At 57.6% G+C, this 22,121-nt stretch carries 16 protein-coding genes; all 16 read left to right on the top strand.

Translation table 11 applies throughout. From position 1 onward, the window contains the following. Nucleotides 1–160: 160 nt before the first annotated feature. The 16 genes from LIN44_RS18620 (at nucleotide 161) to LIN44_RS18545 (ending at nucleotide 22,103) form a co-directional block, all read left to right on the top strand. On the top strand, nucleotides 161–952 hold the full coding sequence (locus LIN44_RS18620) for an ABC transporter permease (protein ID WP_227315745.1): 792 nt from the start codon (nucleotides 161–163) through the stop codon (nucleotides 950–952). After that, nucleotides 949–1,614, top strand: a complete 666-nt coding sequence (locus LIN44_RS18615; protein WP_227315744.1) for an ABC transporter ATP-binding protein — start codon at nucleotides 949–951, stop codon at nucleotides 1,612–1,614. The genes LIN44_RS18620 and LIN44_RS18615 overlap by 4 nt, the downstream gene beginning before the upstream one ends. After that, the gene (locus tag LIN44_RS18610; protein ID WP_227315743.1) at nucleotides 1,611–2,783 is read left to right on the top strand and encodes a chain-length determining protein; all 1,173 of its coding nucleotides are present in this window, start codon (nucleotides 1,611–1,613) and stop codon (nucleotides 2,781–2,783) included. The genes LIN44_RS18615 and LIN44_RS18610 overlap by 4 nt, the downstream gene beginning before the upstream one ends. 57 nt (nucleotides 2,784–2,840) lie before the next feature. Then, nucleotides 2,841–4,553 carry a polysaccharide biosynthesis/export family protein gene (locus LIN44_RS18605; protein WP_227315742.1) on the top strand — a complete coding sequence of 571 codons (1,713 nt, stop codon included), beginning with the start codon at nucleotides 2,841–2,843 and terminating at the stop codon, nucleotides 4,551–4,553. A 62-nt stretch (nucleotides 4,554–4,615) separates the two neighbouring features. Continuing rightward, nucleotides 4,616–6,847, top strand: a complete 2,232-nt coding sequence (locus LIN44_RS18600; protein ID WP_227315741.1) for a glycosyltransferase family 2 protein — start codon at nucleotides 4,616–4,618, stop codon at nucleotides 6,845–6,847. A 34-nt stretch (nucleotides 6,848–6,881) separates the two neighbouring features. Continuing rightward, nucleotides 6,882–8,729, top strand: coding sequence for a glycosyltransferase family 2 protein (locus LIN44_RS18595; RefSeq protein ID WP_227315740.1), 1,848 nt, complete (start codon nucleotides 6,882–6,884; stop codon nucleotides 8,727–8,729). Between the two features lie 16 nt (nucleotides 8,730–8,745). Continuing rightward, nucleotides 8,746–10,023, top strand: coding sequence for a glycosyltransferase family 4 protein (locus LIN44_RS18590; RefSeq protein WP_227315739.1), 1,278 nt, complete (start codon nucleotides 8,746–8,748; stop codon nucleotides 10,021–10,023). Between the two features lie 17 nt (nucleotides 10,024–10,040). Continuing rightward, entirely contained in the window at nucleotides 10,041–11,219 is a 1,179-nt protein-coding gene (locus LIN44_RS18585; protein ID WP_227315738.1) for a polysaccharide pyruvyl transferase family protein, read from the top strand. Nucleotides 11,220–11,286: 67 nt separating this feature from the next. Beyond that, nucleotides 11,287–12,270 carry a GSCFA domain-containing protein gene (locus tag LIN44_RS18580; protein WP_227315737.1) on the top strand — a complete coding sequence of 328 codons (984 nt, stop codon included), beginning with the start codon at nucleotides 11,287–11,289 and terminating at the stop codon, nucleotides 12,268–12,270. A gap of 73 nt (nucleotides 12,271–12,343) precedes the next feature. Further along, nucleotides 12,344–13,726: a hypothetical protein gene (locus LIN44_RS18575; RefSeq protein ID WP_227315736.1), complete on the top strand. Its 1,383-nt coding sequence runs from the start codon at nucleotides 12,344–12,346 to the stop codon at nucleotides 13,724–13,726. 5 nt (nucleotides 13,727–13,731) lie between these two features. After that, the gene (locus LIN44_RS18570) at nucleotides 13,732–14,460 is read left to right on the top strand and encodes a GDSL-type esterase/lipase family protein (protein WP_227315735.1); all 729 of its coding nucleotides are present in this window, start codon (nucleotides 13,732–13,734) and stop codon (nucleotides 14,458–14,460) included. Beyond that, complete coding sequence (locus LIN44_RS18565; RefSeq protein ID WP_227315734.1) at nucleotides 14,457–15,563, top strand: glycosyltransferase; 1,107 nt, start codon at nucleotides 14,457–14,459, stop codon at nucleotides 15,561–15,563. Before LIN44_RS18570 ends, LIN44_RS18565 begins: the two co-directional genes overlap by 4 nt. Further along, nucleotides 15,550–18,699 carry a capsular polysaccharide biosynthesis protein gene (locus LIN44_RS18560; RefSeq protein ID WP_227315733.1) on the top strand — a complete coding sequence of 1,050 codons (3,150 nt, stop codon included), beginning with the start codon at nucleotides 15,550–15,552 and terminating at the stop codon, nucleotides 18,697–18,699. The genes LIN44_RS18565 and LIN44_RS18560 overlap by 14 nt, the downstream gene beginning before the upstream one ends. Nucleotides 18,700–19,184: 485 nt before the next feature. Next, a complete protein-coding gene (locus tag LIN44_RS18555; protein ID WP_227315732.1) occupies nucleotides 19,185–19,526 on the top strand; it encodes a hypothetical protein in 342 nt (113 codons plus the stop codon). Continuing rightward, the gene (locus LIN44_RS18550) at nucleotides 19,523–20,704 is read left to right on the top strand and encodes an alpha/beta fold hydrolase (protein WP_227315731.1); all 1,182 of its coding nucleotides are present in this window, start codon (nucleotides 19,523–19,525) and stop codon (nucleotides 20,702–20,704) included. Before LIN44_RS18555 ends, LIN44_RS18550 begins: the two co-directional genes overlap by 4 nt. A gap of 19 nt (nucleotides 20,705–20,723) precedes the next feature. Continuing rightward, nucleotides 20,724–22,103 (top strand): cytochrome P450, encoded by a 1,380-nt coding sequence (locus tag LIN44_RS18545; protein WP_227315730.1) that lies wholly within the window; start codon nucleotides 20,724–20,726, stop codon nucleotides 22,101–22,103. Nucleotides 22,104–22,121 lie beyond the last annotated feature (18 nt).

Below are 22,121 nucleotides of genomic sequence, written 5' to 3'. Positions count from 1 at the left end.
TGATTAAATTCGGTCAAAAATTAGAACGAGCTGAGTGGCTTGAATGCTTTAGCTTGCTTGAGGATGCTCGCTGGTCGGGCCGAGCAAGCATTCCCCGCCAGCCGACGACTGCAGTGTGCACGTCCGATTGCGGGCTGGCGACTCTAGTGGGCGCTTCCTAATGAGAACGCATCAATCCCGTAAGTCGTTGACCATAACTTTCGCCGTTTGGAAGGCACTTTTCCTGCGAGAGGCCCTGAGTCGATTCTTCTCTGAGCGCGCGGCATGGTTCTGGTTGTTTGCAGAACCAGTCTTCCATGTCGCATATCTGCTGTTCATTTATACAGTGATCAGTGTGCACACCGTGGGGGGGATTGATACGGCGGTCTGGATCATGGTCGGCATGCTTGCATTCTTCATGTTCAATCGGACCGGCACACAAGTAATGAATGCGCTTAGCGCTAATCAAGCGCTATTCACATACCGGCAAGTCAAGCCAGTTGACACTACCTTGGTACGAGCGGGGCTGGAGGGCTTTCTCATGATCGTAATAGCGTCTCTGCTACTGACAGGAGCCGCATTGTTAGGCCACAACGTTACACCTGCCGACCCGCTGGCTGTGCTGGAGTCATTTTTTGGGCTGTGGCTGGTGGGGTTGGGGTTTGGGCTGATCGTTTCTGTCCCCAATCAGCTCATGCCGGAAGTAGGGCGCATTATCAAGTTGATGCTGATGCCGCTTTACATGATCTCGGGTGTGATGTTCCCCATTGCCCTCGTTTCGCAGCCTTATCGCGACTGGCTCCTTTTCAATCCCGTAGCGCATGGACTTGAAGCGGCAAGACTTGCCTTCGCTCCCTACTACCACGCAGCACCGGGCACAAGTATTGCCTATCTGTATGGGTGTGGCGTCGTGATGGTATTCCTCGGCTTGGCTTTGCATCGCCGTTTTGCTTTGAAGCTGGTAACCCAATGATCATTGTCGAAGATGTTCATAAGCGCTACCAGACTAGCCATGGCCCCGGAAAATGGGTTCTTCGGGGAGTTTCCTTTGCTATTCCGCCGAAACTCAACGTCGGACTCATTGGTTCCAACGGTGCCGGCAAATCGACCTTGCTGCGAATTGTAGGAGGGGTAGACCAGCCAAACAAGGGACGCATTGAGCGGCAATGCCGTGTCTCCTGGCCAATGGGCTTCGGAGGCGGTCTGCAAGGATCGCTAACAGGTCGGCAGAATGCCAAGTTTGTCTGCCGAATCCATGGCCATGAGGATGATATTCCTGATCGTCTTGCATACATCCAGGAATTTGCTGCGATCGGATCTGCATTTGACGAACCGGTTAAGACCTACTCGACAGGTATGCGTTCCAGGCTGCAGTTTGCGCTCTCACTGGCCTTTGATTTCGACGTCTACATCTCTGACGAGGTCACTGCTGCCGGTGATGCAGCTTTCCGTGCAAAGGCGGCTTCTGCATTCAAGCATCTCGCTGATCGGGCGAGCCTGATCATGGTTGCGCATGGTGAGGCAACGCTCAAGGAATTTTGCCAGGCCGGCCTTTGGATAAATGAAGGCCGAGCGTATTGGTTTGACCAAATAGACGATGCTCTGAAAGCCTATAAAGAGAGCCTGCGCGCATGATTAGCACATCCGAAATTTCTCGAACTACAACTACCAGCCTTCCGTCGCGGATCACAAGCTGGCCGCGCCGCGTGCTATGGTCAGCCCTTTTGCGCAGGAAAATTATAGGAGCCGCTGTTGTCGCGTCTTTGCTTGGAGCGATCTATTGGCTTGCTGTGGCCTCCGATCGTTATGTGTCGGAAGCACACGTCATCGTCCAGAGTACCGATCTGGTCGGGGGGCAAACCATGGACTTTTCCAGTTTGCTCAACGGAGGAGGTGTCGGGAGCCGGGCAGACCAGCTATTGCTGCGCGACCACCTTCTCTCTGTCGACATGCTCAAGAAGCTTGATGCGGAATTGAGCCTGCGTGCCCATTACAGTGACTGGCATCGAGATCCTCTCTCCCGCATGTGGTTCAAGGACGCGCCGCTAGAGTGGTTTCATCGCCACTATCTCTCGCGCGTCAGCATAGAACTCGACGACTACGCGGGCGTGCTTGTCGTTCGAGCGCAGGGCTACGATTCGAAGACTGCCCATGCCATTACCGGCATGCTGGTACGGGAGGGCGAACGCTTCTTGAACGACAAGGCCCACGCGCTCGCACAAAGTCAGGTTGCCTTTTTGGAAGAGCAGGTCCTAAAGCTCAATCAGGAGGCGGGGCGCGCACGGCAAAAATTGCTGGACTACCAAGACAAGAAGGGCCTTGTTTCACCTCAAGCAACGGCAGAGAACCTCGCCACGATCGTGGCACGTTTGGAAGCTCAAAGGACGGAGCTTGAAACGCAGCGTCGCATGCTTCAGGCTTACCTCGTGCCGAACCATCCGAATATTATCCAGCTTGACCAGCAGATTGCAGCGGTGGAGAAGCAGGTGGGCCAGGAACAGGCAAAGCTCGCCTCGCCAGGGGGTAAAACCTTGAACCGTACGGTAGAAGAGTTTCGTCGACTTGAGATGGAGGCCAGCTTTGCGCACGACATCTACAAGACGGCATTGGTGGCGCTGGAGAAGGGGCGCATTGAGGCTACTCGTATGATCAAGAAGGTTTCCCTTCTTCAGTCGCCCACTCAGCCCGAATACCCGCTTGAACCCCGTCGCATCTACAACACACTGGTGTTTGTGCTTGCCGTCTTGCTCATGGCCGGCGTAGTCCAACTTTTGGTTGCCATTGTGCGCGATCACAAGGACTAACTGAGCCGACCCGATACTCCGAATATGCGTTCCTTCTTTGTCGCCATGACTCTGGGCATGGCTATCGTCGCCACGTCACAAGCCGCCGCTGTCGACCCCTTGGGAATTAACCAGGCTTTGGGTTTGAGCAATGCTGCATCTGCCAATCCGCCACCTGCCAAGCTGCTCCCCGAGACCAGGCCAAGCATCCCTGATCAAACGGTTCCGGACATCCGTCCACAACCGCCTCAGTTCTTTGATTACTCCTCCAATGTCAGCAGTGATGTCTTTGGGGCCAATCTATTTACCGGCGCCTTTGCTCGCCAGGGAGCCACGCAGTTCAATCCCGACTACGTTGTCACCGTAGGCGACAAGATTCAAGTCCGCTTGTGGGGTGCGTTCGATTTTGAGGCACCGCTGACTGTTGATCCTCAAGGCAACATTTTTGTACCACATGCAGGTCCTGTGCGAGTGCTGGGAGTGCGCAATCAGGATTTGCAGCAACTCGTGCACGCGGCCGTCACAAAGGTTTTCCGGTCTAATGTCTTCAGCTATGCAAGCCTCGCCGCGGCCCAGCCGGTGAGGGTCTTCGTCAGCGGCTTTGTCAATCGCCCTGGGCTGTATAGCGGCACCAGCATGGACAGTTTGCTGCACTACCTGGACCAAGCCGGCGGTATCGATCCTGCTCGAGGTTCTTTCCTGACTGTGGAGGTGAAACGAGGGACTAGAGTTCGTGCTACCGCCAACCTCTACGAGTTTTTGCTCAATGGCACGATGCCATTGATCCAATTGGCCGACGGAGACGTGATTTTTGTCGCGGCCCGCCGCAACAGCGTCAAGGTCAGCGGCCTTGTCGAGAACGCGAAGCGGTTCGAGTTTGCTGACCAGAACCTTCGCGTGTCAGACCTAGCCAGAATTGCAAAGCCCCAGGCATCCGCGACTCATGTGCGTGTAATACGCAATACTGGCATCACAAGGCATGTGGACTACTTCGCGCTGAGTGACGCTGCTAATGCGATGCTCGGGAACGGCGACGAAGTCGAATTCATCGCAGACAAGAAGCCGGGCACCATTACCGTACGTGTGGAGGGCGAGCATCTGAGCGCGCAAGAATACGTGCTGCCGTATGGAGCTCGCATCGGCGATCTGCTCAAGCATGTCCAGTATTCCGAACGATCGGACAAAGAGAGCGTGCAACTGTTCCGTTTGAGCGTGAAGGAGCGGCAAAGAGAAATGCTACGCACTTCGCTGCGGACGCTGGAAAATGTCGCGCTCACTGCGCGCTCGGGTACCAGCGACGAAGCCAGACTGCGCAAGGAGGAGGCCGACCTTATTCTGCAATGGGTTGAACGCGCCAAAAAAATTGAGCCGAGTGGTCAGGTTGTAATTGCCCAGGCGTCGGGACGCGATGACCTGTTGTTGGAGAATGGAGACGTCCTGCGGGTCCCGACGCTGGACGGACTCGTGCTGATCAATGGTGAGGTCCTGTTCCCCAATGCGATTGCGTTCGACCGCGGCTTGAGCCTGGACGACTACATCAACCGCGCAGGTGGCTACACACAGAATGCCGACGCGGCGCGTGTCATCGTGGCCCGCCGTGATGGCACTTTCGTCCAGGCTACCGGTGATAAAGGCTGGTTTTTCCTCAGTAATGGCGATGTGTCGGTCCGCCCTGGAGATGAAGTCTTGGTTCTTCCAAAGATCGACGTGAAGTCGAGGCAGATCTGGAAGGACATGACTCAAATTCTCTACCAGATCGCGGTAAGCGCGAAGGTAGTGTTGGGCCTATGATGTTCTGGAGTCTCCACAAGTCGTTTCTCTCACGGGCAATGCGCAGTCGTTGGTGGCAGCATATGCGCCGTGAGTTCGGGATGGGGGATCTGCGTGCTGCAGCCGAGATCGATACGTTGTCTGTTGCGGGTGAGTACCGCTCCACGGGACACGATCCTCAGTTTCGGCTTAAAGGGTTTTTGCCCGCCGGTTGGTACATGGTAGAAGTGAATATGACCCTGGCACTCGGCCAGGCGGATGCTCGCTTCTACCTGGATACGGGGTATGGTGAGAGCGAGGAGATGTCCTTTGCATTGCCTGTGCGCTCCGGGAAAATGGCCAAGCGAGTGCTGCGTGTGCCTGCAGAGGCAAAGCTGCGGTTTGATCCTATGGCAGCGATGGGCGCTTTCACTCTTCAGCACTTTCGCGTGGTGCGAGTGCTGGAGGCCTTTGCGCGTCCACGTGTGCTGCGTAAATTGTGCACTATACATCCTCGGTATCGGCATTCCGACAAACGAAAACGTTGCCGACTGTCGCACTATTGGCATGACTACAACGCGCTGTTTGAAGGTAGCCAGCAGGACAGCGAGGGCTATGCACGATGGATCGAAAAGGCAGAGCGCACTTTGCTTCCGGACGCCGCTAGCCAAGAGCGAATTATCGCAAGCTGGAAGAGCCGTCCCACGTTCTCCATCATCCTGCCCACGTTCAACACTCGCGAATCCCAATTGCGCGATTGTCTCGACAGCGTCCTTGCACAGACTTACCCGCACTGGGACCTTTGCGTAGCGGACGACGCGTCGACGGAGCCCCACGTAGCAAAGATACTGGACGAATACGCGCAGCGCGATGCGCGCATACGGGTCACAGTGCGCGAACACAATGGGCACATTTGCGCCGCCAGCAACACGGCCTTGTCCGCTGCTCGCCACGACTTCGTTGTCCTGTTGGACCATGACGACACCCTGGCCGCAAACGCTCTGTTTGCTGTGGCACAGCACTTGCAATCACGACCAACCGCCCAGATCCTTTATTCGGACGAAGACAAGATCGGCGACGACGGGCACCGGTTTGCACCATTTTTCAAGCCGGACTGGTCGCCCGATCTTCTCTATGCGCAGAACTACGTTTGTCATCTGGGGATCTACCGCCGTGAGTTGGTAACGGCTGTGGGGGGCTTTCGCGAAGGCTTCGAAGGCAGTCAGGATTATGATCTCCTCCTCCGCTGCGTGGCCCGCGTCGCCGATTCGAGAGACATCGTCCACATTCCTATGGTGCTGTATCACTGGCGGGCTAGCGAGGGCTCGACAGCTCTCGGCCATGATCGGAAGGACTATGCGTCCGAGGCTGCACGCCGCGCATTGCAGGAGCACATGGACCGATATCATTCCGGAGTGGTGATGGAAGTCACGCGTCCGGGCATTTATCGCCCGCGCTGGCCAGTTCCAATGCCGCCGCCGCTCGTCAGTCTCATCGTGCCTACACGGGATGGCTATGACATCCTCAGAACCTGTGTCGAGTCCATCCTGCAGAAGACCAGCTACCCTAACTACGAGCTTCTGATCGTGGATAACCAGTCCACTTGCTCGCAGACCTTGGCCTACATGGAGGAAATCTGCGCAGACGCGTCGCACTCCGGTCGAGTGCGGTTGCTGCAGTTCGACTTTCCTTTCAACTACTCCGCCATTAACAACTTCGCCGCCAAAGAAGCACGTGGCAGCATTCTGGGCCTCATCAACAACGACGTCGAGGTCATCAATAGCGACTGGCTTACGGAGATGGTTAGCCATGCCGTACGGCCTGATATCGGTTGTGTTGGTGCCAAGCTTTATTACCCTGATCGCACGATCCAACACGCAGGCGTCATCCTGGGCATAGGCGGAGTAGCCGGTCATTCGCACAAGTATTTACCTGGTGATGCGGATGGGTACTTTGGGCGATTACTGACGGTCCACAACGTGAGCGCAGTAACGGGTGCCGCCTTGGTTGTAAGGCGTGCAGTCTATGACCTGGTAGGAGGGCTCGACGAGGAAGCGCTGAAGGTCGCCTTCAACGACGTGGACTTCTGCATCAAGGTCCGGAACGCCGGCTTCCGCAATCTCTGGACTCCGTTTGCCGAACTCTTCCACCATGAGTCCAAGTCGCGTGGCACCGATGAAACAGAGGACAAGCGGAAGCGCTTCGCCCTGGAGTGTGAAGTCATGCAAGAGCGTTGGCGCTCAGCATTGTCCTGCGACCCTTTCTACAACCCGAACCTGACCTTGGTCAGGGAGGACTATTCCCTCGCATCGCACCAGTCGCTGGTGGGGCGGTGATTGAGCTTTTTATCTATTCTGAGTCAAGCAGGCCGTGAAGATATTCAATACATCGCGATCCGCGAAATTTGCCGAAACCAACGTGGCAAAAATCGCGGACATCCAGTCGACGCCCATGCGATTTCCGTTACCCGACGGAGGTGCATCCTGCAACGTCAAGGTGGACGAGGCGTATCGCCTCGGCAATACCTGCGTCGTCGTCGGCTGGGCCACCCAGCCCGTCAAACTGGCGTTGCTAGCGAACGGGACCCAGCTGACTACTCGTGTCGTACAGGTTGAACGGCCTGATGTTGCAGCTCATTTCGCCATGCAATCTGACACCATGCTTGGATTCGTGCTGGTGGCCGAAAGCGTAGACGTGCTCGCCAATGTTGAGCTTGCCATCAGCGTTCATCCTGGGCCAAATGTCGTTCCAGTCTGGTCGCAGCCTCTTAAGTTCGCCAGTCTCGCTACCGACGTGGAAAGCAAACGGCAGGCATTCGGGCCAGCGGTGGGCTTGTTGGCACAGACGTGCGAGCCATTGTCGCAAGAGTGGCTGGATATCATCCGGCTTGCGCCCACGTCGAACCTGCCTTGCCGCGGCGCGAAGGGTTTTCTTGAAATTGCCGCGGCGCCTGAGCAGAGCAAGGAAGGCATAGTGGTAGGCTGGATTGTCCAGACCCCCCAGGCTGTTGTCTGGCTGGAGGATGACAAAGGACAAGTCTATTCCCTGGATAGCGCATACCGCCGCTTCCGGCAAGATGTGCATGACGCCGTCGCGCACGAGTTTGGCGCCTTCAGTCAGAATGCAGGGTTCATTGCGCGCGTACGTGGTCTCAGTCCCAACGGCACGGTGCTGCTCAAGGCCGTGGACGAGAACGGCGTGCACGTTCTGGGAAGCGTTCGCTGCCAGGCCATTTCTATGGACCCCGTGGCGGCCGCACGTTGGATCTTTGGCGTCGCCACCCCGATAGAAGACATGCACCGGCGCGTCGCCGTAGTTGACGAGCCCGTGCTAAATCCGCTCATTGCCCACCGCCAGGCAATGTGGAGAAACCTGCCAGTCGTAACCCGCGTTCTGGGAAAATTGCCGGTGCAGCCGCGGGTGAGCGTCATCGTGCCGCTGTATGGGCGCAGCGATTTCGTGGAACACCAGCTTATCGAGTTCTGCAATGACCCATGGTTTCAGCAACATGCTGAACTCATCTACGTGCTGGATGATCCGAAGTTAGCGGAATCGTTCCCGGCTCAGGCCGAGGGCTTATTTCGCGTCTACCGCCAACCTATGCGTTGGGTATGGGGCAACGTGAATCGTGGCTTCTCGGGGGCCAACAACCTGGGAGTTACCTACGCAACTGCCACTCAGCTAATCTTCCTGAATAGCGATGCCTTCCCGCAACGTCCGGGCTGGGCACAGCAGTTGTGCGATGTTTTGGATTCTCGGCCGGACATCGGTGCTGTAGGTCCTCGCCTGGTCTTTGCCGACGGTTCCATCCAGCATGCCGGAATGGAATTCTTGCGACGCGAGGAACTAGGTGTATGGACCAACCACCACGCCCAAATGGGGCTGGATCCGGTCCTCGATCCGCGCCGCGAACTTAGCATTGTGCCTAGCGTAACTGGCGCATGCGTGGCAATCCGCAGTGTGGATCTGGAGCGTATTGGGGGCTGGGACACGGGCTACCTCATTGGCGACTTTGAAGATTCTGACCTCTGCCTGAAGCTGCGCGATCAAGGGCTGGACATTGCTTATCTCCCTTCCGTGCAGCTAACGCATCTCGAACGCCAGTCGTTCAAGCTCCTCGGTCAGGGAGACTTCCGGACCCGTGTGGTCATCTACAACGCGGTGCGTCATCAAAGCCGATGGAGCTCCCTTATTGAAGCGTCTGCCACCCCGGCGTGAGTCGTACTGCATTCCTATGAACAAGAAACATCGCATCCTCGTCATGGCCCATGCCCACCCCGACTTCAGTCTTGGGGGGGGCGAGATCGCTGCCTACAACTTATTCAAGGCCTATCAACAGAACGGAAGGGTGGAGCAGGCCTGGTACCTCGGCCGGACTGACAAGGGCCGCGGCGCCACCGGGGCCATCAGCCTGCGCCGCCCCAACGAATACCTGTGGGAACAGGCCGTGCATGACTGGCACCTGATGAAGGCCGTACACCAGGAATCCCTCACGACTTGGTTCGCCGACCTCATCCGAGCCCTGAAGCCCACCGTTGTCCACACGCATCACTACGCCCATCTGGGGCTGGAATACCTACGCATCATCAAGCAGGTGGACCCCACGATCAAGATTGTGATGACGCTGCACGAGTACATGGCCATTTGCCGGAACAACGGTCAAATGATCAAGCCCGGTACTACCTTCAAGCTTTGCAGCCGGGAAAGCTATGACGAATGTCACCAGTGCTTCCCAGAGAGGACCGCCGAAGATTTTTGGCTGCGCAAGCACTTCTTTATGAGTCATTTCGCGCTGGTCGACCAATTTGTCTCGCCGTCGGAGTTTCTACGGCAGCGTTACATTGCCTGGGGATTGCCGGCTGACAAGATTGTCGTGATCGAGAATGGCCAAAGCGACGAGGGCATGTTGCCACCCCGCTCTTTGGCAGAAGGCGAAACGCGGAACCGCTTCGGATTCTTCGGTCAAATTAATCCCTACAAGGGGCTTCACGTCGTGTTGGAGGCGCTCCATCAATTGTCGAAGAACCAGCGTAAGAACATAGTGCTTGAAGTCCACGGCGCGAACTTGGAGCATCAATCGGCGGAGTTTCAGGAGAAAATTGAAAAACTACGCCAACCGCTTATCAAGCAAGGTGTCGTGCAATGGGTGGGGCCATATCAGCCGCATGAACTGCGAAGCCGCATGGCTTCGGTGGATTGGGTCATAGTTCCTTCCATATGGTGGGAGAATTCGCCAATGGTGATTCAGGAAGCGTTTGTATGTGGGAGGCCGCTGGTTGTCTCTGATATTGGTGGTATGCAAGAAAAGGTGCGTGACAACATTGATGGGTTGCATGTTGCCGTAGGAAATGTACTTGCATGGGCTTCAAAACTGCAAAGTGCATGTGCCACCACTGAAACCTGGGATCGGCTCAAGTCGCAGATCAAGCCGCCAATGTCTTTTGCTCAATGCGCCGACGTACATTTGTCGCTACTCGCATGTCAGGGCGACAGTGCTTTGGTTTCAATTTAAACCATTGGAAGCTCTGAATGACTCAGATTTCTCGCCCCATTCGCATCGGCTTAATTGATAATCTGGTGAATATTGACTATTTTTTAAGCCAACGTTTTCATGAGGCATCAGCGTCCCAAGTAATGGAGGCGACTGGTGGAAACACCGGGAATGTTGCATTTGTTCTCGGTGCAAGAAAAATGCTTGGCGGCACCATAACGCGCGTAGGTTGGGGCTGGGACCCCGAAGTCGTTCGTGCGCGATTCGATCATTTGGTCATTTGCTGTGCTAATCAACTTGGGTCTCATGCCGACTTAGGTCAGTGGGCTGACCGGTTGGAAAACTTTGGGCTTCCCGTAACTCTATTTGGCCTTGGTGCACAGACTGAAAGTGTTAATCAAATTCCCTCCATTCCAGAGGGGACAATTCGATTTCTTCAGGTTGTATCAAATTGTCGGAGGGAAGGGGGTTTTCCAAATATCGCAGTCAGAGGTGCATTCACCAAAAATATTTTGCATAATCTCGGTTTTCCGTCCGAAAATTTGGGGTGTCCATCCTTGATGATTTCGTCGGATAGAGGTCTGGGGGTGGATTTTAAAAGTATTTCAGAGCTTCGGGGTATTAGTAAGGTGGCAGTGGCGGCTGGTAATCCGTGGCACGGTTCCACTGCTTTCCTCGAAAAGATCTTGGTTGAGATTGTTGATAATTATCGTGGTGCTTACGTCTTGCAGCATCCGGAGTCGATGCTTCAGTTTGCATTAGGTGAGAAAGAATTAATAAATCAGAAAACGATAGACAGATTCCTTGCTGTCTATGAAATTGCGGATGTGAAACGGTTGATTGATTGGTACCAACACAACGCATGTTTCTTCGTGGACGCGCCCAATTGGATTAGATTTCTTCGATCCTTTGATATGGTCATTGGCCCTCGATACCATGGTGTAGCGCTTGGAGTGCAGGCGGGTGTGCCGGGTTGTGTTTTCACCATTGATGGAAGGACCGAGGAGCTATGCGAAGAGACTGCCATAAAGCGTATTTCTGCGCAAGGTTTGCAGGGAATGAAATCGAATGATATCGTGGAAATGTCTATTTGGACTGAGTCAGATGTCGACAAATTTCGCGAGAATCGGTTGAAGAAAGGTACAAAATTTTTACACTTTATTGAGGGAAATGGATTGGTCCCATCGGAGCAGCTCATGGGCTTGGCTTTGGGTTGATTTATATGGTTCAGTTATTAACTGGACTTTAGGCTTTTGGGTTGAGTCAATTGGAGGTTGAGGGTAAATGAAAATCGGTGAGGCGATTGACTTTAAGTCTGCGTTTGCTGAGACTAGCAAGAATGGAAATAGGATTTTTGCGAAGCGTGCGGGAATCAATGGCTCTGGCTTTGAGCGCGTAAATCTTCCTTCGCCGCAACTTGGTATCACGCCAAAGTTTTCAATTTCGAAAAGTGATTACTTTTTTACTATCGGTTCCTGTTTTGCAAGAAATATCGAGAATGCACTTGTAGCGGAAGGAATTAAATGCCTTACCACTGGATTCAAATTTGAGGATGCGCTGTATGAACAAACCGGGGTAGGGGCGAGAAATGGAGCGTTGAACGCGTATACTCCGGCATCGATGCTGGACTTGATTCGATTGGCCAAGAGAGAAAATCCGGAGCACATTGCAATGCTTCGTCTGGGCGATGACGAGTGGTGTGATATGCTCATGTCGGGACTCCGTTTCTTGAGTAGGACTGAGGCTCAAGGTGTTAGGGCAATGCTACTAGAGTGCTACCGATCCTTGGGCAGGGCGGATATCGTCGTTGTGACTCTCGGTTACACGGAAAGCTGGTTTGATAGGCAAGACGGTATCTTCGTGAACCGATCTCCGGGAGCCAGCGTCAGGACGGTCAGGAGGGGGGATCGCTATAGCTTCCAGAACATGTCCGCGTCTCAGGTAAGAGAATGTCTGCACAATATTGTCGGGGAAGTTAGGGAGATTACGAATAATCGCGCGAAGGTTATTTTTACGGTTTCTCCTGTGCCGCTCCATGGCACTTTTACTGAACGTGATGTTATTGTTGCGAATCAGTACTCAAAAGCGACACTTCTGACGTCAGCAATTGAGGTCGCGGGCGATTACGAATTTGTGGACTATTTTCCAAGCTACGAAGTGGTTTCTAATTCGCCAAGAAATACTACCTGGGAAGAGGATGGGGTTCATGTTCGGCCGGCAGTCGTCGCTCAGATTATGAAGACTTTCATTTCTGAATACATCAAGTAGATGCTTTATTCCTCTAGCCTATTGTGCGGGCGCTTGCAAGCTATCTGATTGATGTAAAGGAGATCGGAGCCATATGACGCAAGACGAACCCGGCGCCCCCGTTGGAGAGGCATTGCGAGCCGTTCACGTGAAGCGACTCGATACCGCCCACGTCGGTATCCGACGTTGGGCGCTGGACGCCCCTGCGCACGAGCGCCTAGTGGATGCCGGGGCGGTGGGCGTTCTGCTTCAGGGTTGGGTGCTCTGGGATGTGCCGCCCGATCAGTCCGTGCATGTGGTGGTAGCTAGTCTGGGGAACGTCGAGGTCCGACTACTTGCCTTCAATTGCAAACGCCCGGATGTTATCGAGCGCGTCATGTTTGAGCAAGCTGAAGGGCACCCGCAATTGTGCTGCGGCTTCGTCTGGCGGATTCCGCTGCCTCGGGATGGTTTCCGATTGGGCGTACAGGTTGGACAGTCCGACCCGATGTGGCTGGCCGAAGTGGAGTTTGTCACACCCATGCAAGTAATCATCGGGCCGGAGAACTGGCTGTTCCTGGACAACGATACCAATCGCAGCGTAGATCAATACACAGGCAAGCGGTTGCTGGGCGAAGATGAGCTGCGCCGCTGGCGCGATTACCTGGCGGGCTGTCGCGCACTAGCGGCGCGTGTGGAGGCACGCCACGCATTGGTGCTGGCTCCGTCCAAGGAGGAGGTGCTGCCTCACCGCTACCCATATAAGCGCGCACACATTACGGTGCTGGACCAGGTGTGCACGCTCGCCAAGCCTGAGGACCACGTCGTTAATGCAGCGCTGGTGCTGGCTGCGCACAAGCCACCAGAGGCCTGCTTCAAGGCGACCGACACGCACTGGTCTGATCGCGGAGCGATGCTCGCGATGCTGGCAGCCTTGCCGCACTTGGACGTGGATGTGGCACAGGCCTGGTCTTTGTTCACACACGACACATACGAGACGGTGAACGAAGTAGGGGATTTGGGCTGCAAGCTGCTGCCTGTGCGTAGTGCGCCGACAGAATTTCTGAAGGGCCCTGCCCCGGAGGCTGGGGCTTCATTCGACAACCGGTTGCCTAACATTGGACGGACGCTCGTTTTCGAGAACGAAGGGGCGCTGTATGAGCGGCGCCTGTTGTTGTTCGGAGCGTCGTCGAGCTACCCGATGCTGAAGTACCTGAAGCGCTTGTTCCAGCGTGTGGTATTTGTTCACAGTGCCGCGCAGATTGACGTTCGGGTGGTAGAGCATGAGCAGCCGCACGCGCTGCTGCTGCAATCGAACGGCCGTTTCCTGGTACAGGCACCCGACCTGGGCTTTGTCCTGCAGCACGCCATGCAAACCAAGCTCGCGGAGGCGTCACCTGCGCTTCAGCAGCATGTGCGCGCGCTTCTGGACGCGGCGCCGGCAGAGGGACCGAATGTGCTGTACCACCAGATGCTGGCGAAAGCAGCGAAGAATTAGCAACTATGGGCATCAATCAATATTTGTGGATGATTGCCGCCATGGCCAGCGTGCTGGCGGGATGCGGCGGTGGGGACGGTAACGAACCCGCTGCGCCGGTTGCAGCGCAGGTGCGCCTCGTTGTGCCAGGCCACTGGGCAGTCATGGGTTCTTCGTCCGCCCAGGGCAGTGGGGCGAGCGCCGGAACCGGGTGGGCAGCGCTGCTGCAGGCTCGGGTTCAAGGCGCAGGCGTTTCCATGGCGAACCTGGCCAAGGGGGGCAGCGTCACCTACGAAGGGTTGAGTGCCAGCGCATCACCCCCCCCCAATCGCCCGCAGCCGGACCTTCAGCACAATGTGGACGCGGCACTCTCAGGCAAGCCCAGCCTGCTGCTGCTGTCATACCCCACCAATGACTCTGCCCTTGGCTACACGGTTGATGAGACGGTGCGCAACCTCCTGGCAATTCGCGGCACGGCTCAGGCGGCGGGGACAGCGGTACTGCTGTTGTCAACACAGCCACGCAATATGGCGCCGGAGCTGCTGGCGCGGCTGCCGGCAATTGATGCGCAACTGGCCAGCGCCGCCGGGGCATGCTTCGTGCAAGTGCGCGAAGCGCTGGCTGGGCCGGATGGCAAGCTCGCGCCTGCCTACGATGCGGGCGATGGCGTGCATCCTAACGACGCCGGCCACGCCGTTATTGTTGCGCACATTCAGGCCACGCTGGACGCGGGCCAGTGTGTGCGGTTGAAATGATCAAGCGACGACACGCGACGCTTGCGGCGCCATTGCGTTTGGCATTCGTGGCATGCAATAAGAATGCCGCCCGCTGGCGCGAGGATGCGTCGTTCCTCTATCGTTGCGAGAACATTGCCGAGGCGCTGAAACAGCAGGGGCATACGGTGTGGCAGGGACACGTGACGCGCCTGCCGTGGCTGCAACGGTGGGATGTAGTAGTGTTTCACCGCCCTCGCGCTACCTGGCATGTACGCGTGGCACTGCACTGGCTACGCCATAGGGGCGTGACAGTCGTCGCGGATGTTGACGATCTGATCTTCGACGTTGGCATGGCCGAGTTTAGTCCCGGCGTGGTCAACGGACTTGTCACACTGGAAAGAACGGTGCAATTGTTCCGTGCTCATCATGATGCGTTCACCCACTTTGACCGCATCGTGGTCTCGACCGCACCGCTGGCCGAGCATGTTCGAAAGATGTTCCCACGTGCGGCGATGCATATTGCTCCTAACGCGGTGCACTGGCGCTGGCGGAATTTGCCTCGGCCGGCACTGGCAACCACTCAGGCGATTGCGTACTTACCTGGAACGCGCAGCCACGATCGTGATTTTGCGACAATTGCACCTGCGCTCAGCAGGGTCTTGACACGTCATCCCAAGGCGACGTTGCGCGTTACGGGACCTCTGCGCTTTTCATTAGCTGGTTTGCCCGGCCAAGTCGTGCACCAGCCCAAAGTGCCGTTCGACCGCTTTCATGAGTGTTTTAAGGGGGTACGGGTGAATCTCGCTCCGCTGAGCGATTCTCCCTTCAATCGATGCAAGTCGGCAATCAAGGTGATAGAAGCGGCATGGTGGGGAGTGCCAACGGTGGTTTCGCCGCTGGATGACGCCGAACGCTTGACGACTGCGGGGGCCCACATCGCGCCCACCGATAAAGCATTTGAAGACACGCTTGAGCGCCTGCTAACTGATGACACATCCTATCTACGTGCGGTCGACAGCTTGCGGGAGCGGATTTTGCATAGTGGAGACGTGTATCGAGTGGCGAGCGACTGGCTGCAATTCGTGATGAATGGTCGGAACTCCATGCCAAATTCGGGGAGTCGCGCCCATGATCGTGCTTGATTGGCTCAACCCTGTAGGTTGGGGCCTGCTGTGGTGGGCGCAGCGTCGCAGGGCGCAGGGGCGCTACGAGCGTGCTACGGAGCGTGCGTTCGCCATGGCCTGGCGCATGAACGGTACGCTGACAGCCTGGCTGGCCTACGCGATGTTCCGGCGGGATCTGGGCCGGCCGTTGCCCCGGCGCTGGCAACGGCAGTTGAGCGACGCCTTGTCCAAGTTGCCACCGCATAAGCGCCGTCAAGCACTCGGCCTGTTGGCTGAGGCCGGTGGTGCCGACCGCTTGTCGGTGCAACGGAATGATTTGATGGATGCCGCGATGCTGCCAGCGCTGGCCGATCTGGCGCAGGCTAACGTCAGTGACGGCGATGCAGGCTGGCTAGCTGAGTTGCACCGAAAACAGCCCCAATGGCGCGCGGCGTTCGCGCGTTGGGTGACTGATTGCTGCCAGTCCAACGGACTGTGCGTGGTTGGCAATGCCGGGGTCTTGAAAGGCCGCGGATTGGGCGCGCACATCGACCGTGCCGGTGGCGTGGTGCGATTCAATCGGTTTGCCCGTGGCGAGTGCATGGCAGCCGACGTCGGCAGGCGCTTGGATGTGTGGGTAGTTGCGCCGGGATATCGGGGGCGCGCACCTGAGTCGCCAGACTGGATTGTGGTGACGGGCCCTGACATGCGCTACCGCATGCAGGACTGGCAACTTGTTATGCCCTTCCTGAAAGCGGGCGTGCCGGTCCTGACGGTACCGTTGGGCATCTGGCGGGAGCTTGTCACGCGCCTGAAGGCGCCGCCGAGCGCAGGTGTATTGCTGCTGCACTGGCTGCAGCAGTTGAAGGGGGACGACAGCCAGAAGGGGCTAAGCTTTGCGGGCATTGGCCAAGGTGTCGTTGGAAAAGGGACGTATCACTTGGCTCTCCCTCACCACAAGCCCGTCGAGCGCCACAATTGGAAGGCTGAGCGACGGATGGTTGAACAATGGCGGCGACTCGAACCCCTGGGCAACTCCAGCGCGCCTCCTCAATCTGCAGCAGCGGCGCCAGGCTTCGCGGCATTCAGTCGGGCACTGTACGAAATGCCGCTGCTTGGAGAGCTACTCGGTGGTCCTGTCGTGCGAGCATGGTTATCAATGCCGCAACGCGCCGACGTTGCCGTCGGCTGGGGCTTCAAGAAATCGGGCGAGCGGGCACGGAATGCGGCGCAACGGGCCGGCACGCCCTACCTTTGCCTTGAAGATGGCTTCTTGCGTTCATTTGGCACGGGAGAACACTTTCCCCCGTTGGCCGTAGTGGTGGACGATGTGGGCATCTACTATGACAGCACTCGCCCGAGTGCCTTGGAGAACCTGCTCAATAGCGATGCCGATTTGCTTGCGGGAATCAGAAACGATGCGGCACGTGCAAAGGAGTTGATCCTCAAACACCGTCTAAGCAAGTACAACCATGCGCCGGATCGCTGGCTCTGCTCGCGGTCCGAGGTTCAGTCCGGGCAGCAGCGCGTGCGGAAGGTACTGGTGGTAGACCAGACGGCAGGGGATATGAGCGTGAAGCTTGGTGGCGCACAGGCGGACACGTTTCTGGCGATGCTGTCGGCGGCGTGCGCAGAAAATCCTGGGTCGACTATTTACGTCAAGACTCATCCGGAGGTGGCGTCTGGCCGCAAGGGTGGCTACTTGACGCATGTGCAGGAAAGCACGAAGCAGGGACAGCGCGTGGTATTGCTGCGCCAGTCGGTCAATCCCATCCACTTGCTTGAGCAGGTTGATCGCGTCTATGTCGTAACCTCGACCATGGGATTCGAAGCATTGCTGTTGGGCAAGCCGGTGACATGCTTCGGCCGGCCATGGTATGCCGGGTGGGGCGCTACCGACGACCGGCAGGCTAGTCCTCGCCGCACGCGCAAGCGCAGCGTTGATGAGCTGTTTGCTGCGGCATATTTTCACTACACGCGCTACTTGGATCCGGTCTCGCACCGGAGGGGAACGATCTTCGACGTCATTCAGTGGCTGGTGCGGCAAAAGGCAATGGCTGCGAACACTATCGGAGTCCAAGGACCCAGACGTATGATCTGTGTGGGTTTTCGACGTTGGAGAGGTCCCAACGTTCGGCCGTTGCTGTCGCTGGATCGAGATCGGGTGACGTTCGTGCACGGAGTAGCGGCTGCGCGCGACCTGTCTCCTCAGCCCGGTGAGGGGCTGGTTTTCTGGGGAAGTACTGCACCCGAAGGCGTCCGGCAGTTGGCACAAGAGCGAGGCGCGAAAGCACTACGCATGGAGGACGGCTTCGTGAGATCCGTCGGGCTTGGTTCGGACCTGATCCGGCCCCTTTCACTCGTATTGGACGAACGAGGCATCTACTTCGATCCGAGCCGACCGTCGGATCTGGAGCACTTGCTAAGCACAACGATCTTCTCTCATGAGGAACTCGGGCGTGCGAGCCAGGTGCGTGCATTCATTGCGGAACACGGCATCACCAAGTACAACGTGGAGCCACGTGCAAAAGCTAGCTGGCTAACTGGGGGCAGGCTCGTGGTGTTGGTTCCAGGTCAGGTCGAAGATGATGCTTCGATTCGCCTGGGCTGTACCGACGTGAAGAGCAATCTTGGTCTGCTGCGGTCGGTTCGAGGCACCCATCCGGATGCCTTCATTGTCTATAAGCCGCATCCGGATGTCGTCAGCGGCAATCGTGTTGGCAAGATGGCCTTGGGGCATGCTCGGGAGTATGCCGATCATGTGGAGACTAATCTATCAGTAGTCAGTTGCATCGAAGCTTGCGATGAAGTTCATACCATGACGTCGCTTGCCGGTTTTGATGCGCTGTTGCGTGAGAAACGTGTGGTAACTTACGGGCAGCCTTTTTATGCGGGCTGGGGACTGACGACGGATCTCGCCCAGAATGGCATTGCTTTTACTCGACGGACTCGTAGATTGAAACTGGACGAACTTGTTGCGGGTACCTTACTGCGCTATCCAATTTACTGGGATTGGGAACTGAAGGGCTACACAGATTGCGAGGCCGTGCTACAGCGGATTGTGGAAACGCGCAACCAGCTGGAATTAAATGGTGATTTAGAAAAGCTTAAAGTAGGATCGGTGCGACGAGCTTGGAGGAAATTGAGAGTTTGGGCCAGGAATTCGTTGCTTTGACGAAATGGTGGCGTGCACAGGTCCTTTGTGTTGCTTGTACACGCCCGGCCTATATGTGCTCATCGCTCCCATCTTGTGCCGCGGACTCAACAAGGATGGTGGCGAGGATAGCCACAGTGAAAAAAACAAGACCGAGCACTAGCATACGAGTCCTTTCGCGAGCCGGTACGGCTCTGTATGCCATTCAACGGCGGTAGGTTACCCTGGGCAAATAGGAGGAAACCCCTATGGTGAGGAGCCCTCTCAAATTATGGTCCTCGCGGGAAAGTCACGGGTAGTCGCATGTCATGACAGTTCGCTTGTTTCAAACAGCCGCAATCGAACATTGCCATCTATGTGCAGGCTTTTTTAGTGGGGCACTGGCGGCAATAAGGACGAACATCGTTATACTATTTCAGCGCTGACGCTCCCAGTAGTTTGCGTGTATAACCCGTTGCCCCTCAGCTGCAAAGCGCCCCCACGTCACCTCGCCCCCGCTCATCGCCATGAGAGAACGCATCGCCGGCTTCCTGCTGATGATCTTTATCGTCCCGTTGGCCGTCCTCGGATACCTCCTGATTGTCTATATCGGTTTTTTCGGCAAGACCGAGCGCGGCCGGGCAGGGGTGCGGGCGCTCGATCATTTCGTCAATGCGACGCTTTTCAATGGCTACGCCTGGGAATCGGTGTCTTCGCACGCCTGGCGCGAGCAGCATCGCTGGTGGGCGCGTTTGATTATCTGGCTTACCGACAAATTTCAGCAGGATCACTGCCGCCGCGCTAACAAGCGTGAGCAGCCGATCGTCGATCTGGTGCTGAAGAAGAAGCTGCACCACCGGACGCAATGATGAGCACAACGGTTCAGGAGAAACCTGCGCAGGCTGCTGCGGGTCGTGTAGGGCGTCGCAAGGTCTATTACGTCAGCGGCTTCGATCCGCGTGGCGCGGCGTTTTATCACCGCCTGTATCGCGAGGAATCGGCAAAGCAGGCAGTTCATCATGGCGGTTCGGTGACCGTAGGCGGGCGCTCGCGGCTGGGTGAGCACGTGAGCGCCTGGAACGTTGACGGTGACTGGGAAGGCCATACCGTTCGCACTGAATACCAGTTCCTGCATTGGGATGATCTGGTGCGCCGACACTGGCAACCCAGCGTGCCGCGGCTGGTGTTGGCGACGCTTGCCAGCTATGCGCGCTATATCGGTTGCGGTGCGTTCGGCCGCCTCAGCAAGACCTTCCGCGGGCCATTCTTCAGTGCGTTGTATCCGCTGGTTTATCTGGCGTTGCTGCTGATGCTGGCGGTCGGGGTCGGGGTTGGCGCCTGGGCGGCGCTGTCCGCGGTGGGAGCGCACGTATGGCAGGCCGGAGCGGGAGGGCTTGCCGCCGGCGCCGCGCTGTTCGGTGGCGGGGTGGCGTTGGCAAACCGCCTGGCGGTGTTCTGGCTGCTGCGAATCTACCGCTTCGTACAGGCTTGGGGCGAGCGTGAGCCCGAGGACGTCCGGCAGCGCATCGAGGCGTTTGCCGACTGGATCCGCCGTGACCTGGAGGCATCCCCCTGTGACGAGGCGCTGGTGGTCGGTCATAGCGTCGGCTCGATCGTCGGCGTGTCGCTGGCAGCCCGGCTGGCGGATGTGCTGACGCCGGAGCAGCGCCGCGGCCTGACGCTGGTAACGCTTGGACAGTGCATTCCACTGCTGAGCCTGATGCCGTCGGCCACCGAATTCCGCAGGGACCTGCAGCGCTTGTCGGCAGAGCGGGACATGCAGTGGCTCGACATGAATGCCCGTGCCGATTCGCTGTGTTTCTCGCAGGCCAATCCGCTCGATATTTCCGGGATTGCGGGTGCGGCCACCGGGCGCCCAACCGCACAGGTGGTGCGCCCGTTCCGCATGTTCGACAAGCAGGAATACGCGCGCATGAAGCGCAGCAAGCAGCGCCTGCATTTCCAGTACCTGATGGCAAGCGCCTTGCCTAACGAGTACGACTATTTCCGGATGACGGCGGGCCCGCGCCGCATCCAGCCTTTCTGATACCTGCAGTTCGCCCCCAATGAATTTCCAGCCCCCATATCCCAAGCAGCCCCCATATCCCAAGCCGCATGTGCGCAAGAGCTCGTTCCTGTTGCGCTTCTTGCGTGGCTGGAATTCCTGGATCGATGTCCTGTTCGAGCGCAGCTATTCGATGAAGATGGGCAAGATCTCGCAGCCCGGCATGGACATCTTCATGGTGAACGATGCCGACTGGGTGCGCCGGATCCTGGCAGATGCGCACGCGTATCCCAAGCACAAGCTGATGCACCGGATGCTGGAGCCGCTGCTGGGCACCAGCATCTTCACCACCAACGGTGATCTATGGGAGCGCCAGCGCCGCCTGGTGGAGCCGGCGTTCGCGCAGGCGCGGCTCAGGCTGGTGTTCGCGCTGATGGCCGATTCGGTGGCGGGCATGACCCGGCGCATGGATGCCGCGGCGGACGGGCGCCCGTACGAGGTCGACGGCGAGATGACCTACGTGACGGCCGACATCATCTTCCGCACCATTCTGTCGGAAAACCTGGAGGAGTCCGCGGCAAAGGAGATCTACGACGCTTTCCTCGAATTCCAGCATCACGCGCAGCGGGCGATGATCCTGATGATCTACCGGCTGCCGCCGCTGTTTTCGGCGTGGGCCAGCAAGCGCGCGGCGAAGAAGATCCGGACGATCCTGTCCGGGATCATCGCGCGGCGGATGGCGGAGCGCGACAGCGGGGAGGGCAGCGCAAGGCAGGACATCCTGGCCGCCATGATGGACGCTGTCGATCCGGTCAGCGGCGATCGCTTCACCTATGAAGATCTGGTGGACCAGGTCTGCACGCTATTCCTGGCCGGTCACGAGACTTCCGCCAGTGCGCTGACGTGGGCGCTGTACCTGATCTCGCAATGCCCGCACCTGCAGGACCAGATGTTGGCGGAAATCCAGGCCGCGGTGGGAGACCGGGATTTCGAGCTGAGCGATATCAAAAGCCTCCCGACCGTGGGCAACGTGTTCCGTGAAACGCTGCGCCTGTACCCGCCCGTGGGGTTCTTCGTGCGCGAGGCCGCGCAGTCGCAGTGCATCCGCGACAAGTCGGTGAAGCAAGGCTCGCCGATCCTGATTTCGCCGTGGCTGCTGCATCGGCACCGCACGTTGTGGGAGCGGCCGGACGAGTTCGATCCGGATCGTTTCGACACGCCTGCGGGCAAGGAATCGTCGAAGTGCGCGTATATCCCGTTCAGCAAGGGGCCGCGCGTTTGCATCGGCGCTGCCTATGCGACGCAGGAAGCGGTGCTCATCCTCGCCAGCATCGTGCGTCGATATCGCGTCGAAGCGGATCCGGGGCACGTGCCGAAAGTGGTGGGGCGCGTGACGATCCGTTCGGGCAATGGGGTACGCGTCAGGCTGCGGCGCCGCTGACCCGCGTGCCCGCCGCGG

The sequence above is a fragment of the Cupriavidus sp. MP-37 genome, assembly GCF_020618415.1.
Lineage (GTDB): Bacteria > Pseudomonadota > Gammaproteobacteria > Burkholderiales > Burkholderiaceae > Cupriavidus.
This window is presented reverse-complemented; position numbering and strand designations above follow the sequence as displayed.